The sequence below is a fragment of the Mitsuaria sp. TWR114 genome, assembly GCF_007997345.1.
Genome location: NZ_VOSR01000948.1, coordinates 1 through 580 on the forward strand (window position 1 = coordinate 1; position 580 = coordinate 580).

General features: G+C 77.2%; 1 pseudogene. It reads right to left on the reverse strand.

From position 1 onward, the window contains the following. A pseudogene (locus FUT87_RS29490) lies at positions 1-580 on the reverse strand (hypothetical protein); the annotation flags it as partial.

Consider the following 580-nt stretch of genomic DNA (forward strand, 5'->3'; position numbering starts at 1 on the left):
CGATGCGCGCCGCCAGCGCGATCAGCTTGGGCGTGTCGCCGAGCGCCAGCGCGGCATCGAGCTCGGCCCGCGTGCGCACGACGCGGATGGCCTCGGCCTTCGCCTTCGCGCCGCCTGCCGTGCCGCCGTTCATCGAGGCCCAGCCATCGCCGGGCGCGATCGCGTCGAAGGCCGCGGCGGGCACCGCGTCGGGGGACGCGGCTGGCGACGCGGCGGTCGACGCGACATTGCGGTACTCGGCCATGCGGTTGGCCGCTTCGCCGGTCGCGGCGAATGGGCGGCGCGAGGTCGAGGCCGCCCAGGCCGTCAGATGAGGACCGAGCTGGCTGTCCCGGATCACCGCCTGGCCGTTGGGCGCCGACGGCGACCGGCGCCATTCGCCGGCCTTCACGCCGCGGTCCCAGGCCCGGCCCAGGCGCACGCTGCCCGGCGCCACGCCGGGCTCCGCCACCCAGCGTGTGCCTTGCACCAGGAAGCCGCGCGGCACGCCATCGGGCGTGCTGGGCGCGAGCACGACGCCGCCCTGCCCCGGCGAGCGCCGCCCCGCCCGGCTCACGATGACGCTGTCGTCGATCACCAG